Source organism: Pseudoflavonifractor sp. 524-17 (assembly GCF_009935845.1).
Classification (GTDB): domain Bacteria; phylum Bacillota; class Clostridia; order Oscillospirales; family Oscillospiraceae; genus Pseudoflavonifractor_A.
In genome coordinates this window covers 1-2,852 of record NZ_QWEK01000102.1, presented here as the reverse complement: position 1 = coordinate 2,852, position 2,852 = coordinate 1, and the positions used below count along the sequence as shown (strand labels likewise).

6 protein-coding genes and 1 tRNA gene are annotated in these 2,852 nt (G+C 59.0%); 1 reads left to right on the top strand and 6 read right to left on the bottom strand.

Annotated features, from left to right (window positions below):
- Positions 1 to 99: 99 nt before the first annotated feature.
- From D1159_RS18610 to D1159_RS18590, 5 genes are read right to left on the bottom strand one after another with little or no spacing between them, the layout of a single operon-like run.
- On the bottom strand, positions 100 to 405 hold the full coding sequence (locus tag D1159_RS18610; protein ID WP_161847083.1) for an MT-A70 family methyltransferase: 306 nt from the start codon (positions 403 to 405) through the stop codon (positions 100 to 102).
- Entirely contained in the window at positions 380 to 673 is a 294-nt protein-coding gene (locus D1159_RS18605) for a hypothetical protein (RefSeq protein WP_161847082.1), read from the bottom strand. Before D1159_RS18605 ends, D1159_RS18610 begins: the two co-directional genes overlap by 26 nt.
- Positions 660 to 989: a hypothetical protein gene (locus D1159_RS18600; protein WP_161847081.1), complete on the bottom strand. Its 330-nt coding sequence runs from the start codon at positions 987 to 989 to the stop codon at positions 660 to 662. Before D1159_RS18600 ends, D1159_RS18605 begins: the two co-directional genes overlap by 14 nt.
- Entirely contained in the window at positions 934 to 1,647 is a 714-nt protein-coding gene (locus tag D1159_RS18595) for a hypothetical protein (RefSeq protein WP_161847080.1), read from the bottom strand. Before D1159_RS18595 ends, D1159_RS18600 begins: the two co-directional genes overlap by 56 nt.
- A gap of 9 nt (positions 1,648 to 1,656) precedes the next feature.
- Complete coding sequence (locus tag D1159_RS18590) at positions 1,657 to 1,941, bottom strand: hypothetical protein (protein WP_161847079.1); 285 nt, start codon at positions 1,939 to 1,941, stop codon at positions 1,657 to 1,659.
- 145 nt (positions 1,942 to 2,086) lie between these two features.
- Between D1159_RS18590 and D1159_RS18585 the strand changes: the two genes are divergently transcribed.
- Positions 2,087 to 2,162, top strand: a tRNA-Thr gene (locus D1159_RS18585).
- Positions 2,163 to 2,462: 300 nt separating this feature from the next.
- On the opposite strand, the gene D1159_RS18580 is transcribed toward D1159_RS18585, so the two are convergent.
- Positions 2,463 to 2,801 (bottom strand): hypothetical protein, encoded by a 339-nt coding sequence (locus D1159_RS18580; RefSeq protein WP_161847078.1) that lies wholly within the window; start codon positions 2,799 to 2,801, stop codon positions 2,463 to 2,465.
- Positions 2,802 to 2,852 lie beyond the last annotated feature (51 nt).

Genomic DNA, 2,852 nt, shown 5'->3' with positions numbered 1-2,852 from the left:
GCAAATAAAAAACCTCCGTTCCGTCACCTTGACAAAAAGGGGGCGTGTACGTATAATAAAGACAGAAAGGGCGCTGCAGCAAGCGGTTAGCCCAGGTGGTTAATCAAGCTTCAAAAAGAAACCGTCACCTGCCGGGGTGGCGGTTTTGTATGTAAAGCCCCACGCCTCCATGACCTTTATGGCCTCCCCGATGTTGGGGAACGTGGCCCACATAAAGCAGGCCGCACCCTCCGCACAGATGGATGGGACCGGCATGGCGCAGATCTCGGCGGTGGTCATGGTCTGGTAATATTTCGCCGCGTTGCCCCGGCTCTTTTCCGTGGCTCCACACTGGCGATATGCCCACGGCGGATCCGCATAGATCACGCTGTACCGCCGATCAGGTAGCTGGAGCAAGTCCGCCATAGCTGCCACCCCTTTCCACCCGCCGCTGTGTGGGCTTGTCCGCCCACGGACAGGTCCGCCGGTGGAGTACAAAGGCCACAGGTAGGTCCCGGCTCTCCTCCTCCGGCTTGGCCTGCCGCCCGGTGATGGTAGCGCCCATATCGTCCAGGAACGCCTCCGGGCCGCCGTCCTCGATCACGAAAACGGGATCCGGGTCCACGGGGACCTGCTTGCCCTCCAGGCTGGTGATCCAGTCGATTTCCTGGCCACAAAATTTACACCGCGCCACAGGCCGCCCTCCTCTCCGCCGCCGTGGTGAACTTCTCCACCATGCCCCGCTCCAGCAGGTCCTTGGTGTCCAGGTCATGGACCACGCGGGAAACCTGCGGCCCGCAAAACTCTTTCTTGTCGATGGACAGCATGGCCTTTCCCGTGCAGGTGGAGAAAAACGCCACGCACAGCAGGCCGTCCGCGTCCGTCCATTTCAGCCACCAGTCCGGCGCCCGGTATGCCTTGGTGATTGTCACCCGGCGCATGGGCGGCAGGCCCTCATATTTGCCCACCAGCTTGTAAAGGCTGGTTTTGTTGGCTTTCAGTCTGAACATTTACCCCCACACCTCCCCAAACCAGGCCGTGATCCACTTTTCGTATTTCTTGCGGATCCGCTTTTTCTTTGTGCGACGGTAGCGGTTGGCCAGTTCCGGCTTGAATATCCGCGCCAGGTGTACGGCCAGGGCTAACTCCACAGAGTAGAAGAACGCCCGCAGGCCCTCCGCCTCCACCTCCACGGTTACGGACATATCGCCCCATATCTCCACCAGCCTCTCCGCCGCTGCCGCCTCCTCCGCAGTCACGCCGCCCGCCGAATAGTCCGGCGTGATCTCCGGCCAGGTCCCGGTATTTCAGCCCCATGGCGTCCAGGCGGGCGTGGAACTTCTTGGCCCGCTCGGTCACGTCCCGGATGGCGGCCCGCTCCTTTGCGTCGTCCTCCGCCGCAAACTCCGCCAGCACGTCCTCCACCTTGATCTCCCCGGCGGCGATCTTCTGGCAGAACTCCTTGGCACCGGCCAGGTCAAAGTCCTGGCGGGACAGGGTGCTTATCTGCCGGGAGTTGTTGCTCACGGGGTAGATTGCCACGAAATACCGCTTTTCTCCGCTCTTGGTTTGCGGTTCGCCTTTTCGGATCCAGAACTCCATGCCATTCTGGCGGCCCCGCAGGTCGCCATGCCGGTCCTGGAACTTGATTTCCTTTTGCTTCGCCATGGCGTCCTCCTATCTGCCGGCGGCCTCCGCCGTCTGGCTGTTGTCGGTGGGCTGTCCGGCCCGCTTGCCCCGCCGCTCCAGCGACGCCTGCACCCGGCGCTGGGCCACGTCCGCGCTGTACCGCAGGCGCCGATCCGGCAGGCGGGTCCCGTCCTGGCCCCTGGTCAGTTCCTTGTAGACCACATGAACGGACACGCCCGTGGTTTCGGAAATTTCTTTCGGCGTCCGCCCGTCCTCCCACAGTTTTTCGATTTTCTGGCGGTCCTCCAGGGGCCTAAAAGCATAATCGGCCACGTCCTCACCCCCAAACGATAAAAAAATTAGGCCACACATGGCCGTGTGGCCTTGTGTAACCTAATAATAATGGCTGCCCATAATCTGCTTGACAAAACCCGCATACCGGTGTATCATATTTTAGCACCCTCTCCCCGCCGGTTATGCTAGTGTAGCTCAGTCGGTAGAGCAGCTGATTCGTAATCAGCAGGTCAGGTGTTCAAGTCACCCCACTAGCTCCAAAAAGTCCCTAGAGCCGCAAAGGTTCTAGGGACTTTTATTTTTGAACGATTACTGATTTGCTAGTAACAACCTGTAACCGTTACTTTTCCTCCTTCTCTTTTATCCAGCCATACAGTTCTTTGTTCTCAGGAAAAATATATGTCCTGTCTCGGCTGGCCAGGCCATATTTCGCTTCGCAGGAGAAACCCTAACGATCAGTTGGTTGCTGATATCTGCCAGCCGTGTGTAAACGCTGTTTTCTCACTCGACACAGGAAAATATATTTGGAAATGAAAAGAGGGGGCGTACGCCCCCTCTTTTCAAATCTTACGCAGCTTTCTCATAACGCCGTCATAGGCTCTTGGATTCACCACGCGGAGGGTATCCATGAGCTCATCCATGACCATCCACGCTTTAGAGGGCGGCCTCCCCGCCACGGTGCGGAGGAAGTCACTGTCGCCGTACTGGCCCAAGGCGTCCTCTGCTCCTGCGGCAGCCTCAGCGTAAGCCGCAGTCTGCGGCTGGGCGGCGGAAAGCCCCAGCATCTCATTGCGGCAGGTGTAAAGCGCGGCCAGCAAGGTATACCGCTTTTCGCTGCTCTCCTCCTGCTCCAGCTCTTGGATTGCCCACTCGATTTCCTTCAGGTTTGGCGCGGACATGGCCGCACCCCCTTATGCGTTCTCCAGCTCGCGCATGAAGCGTTTGATTTT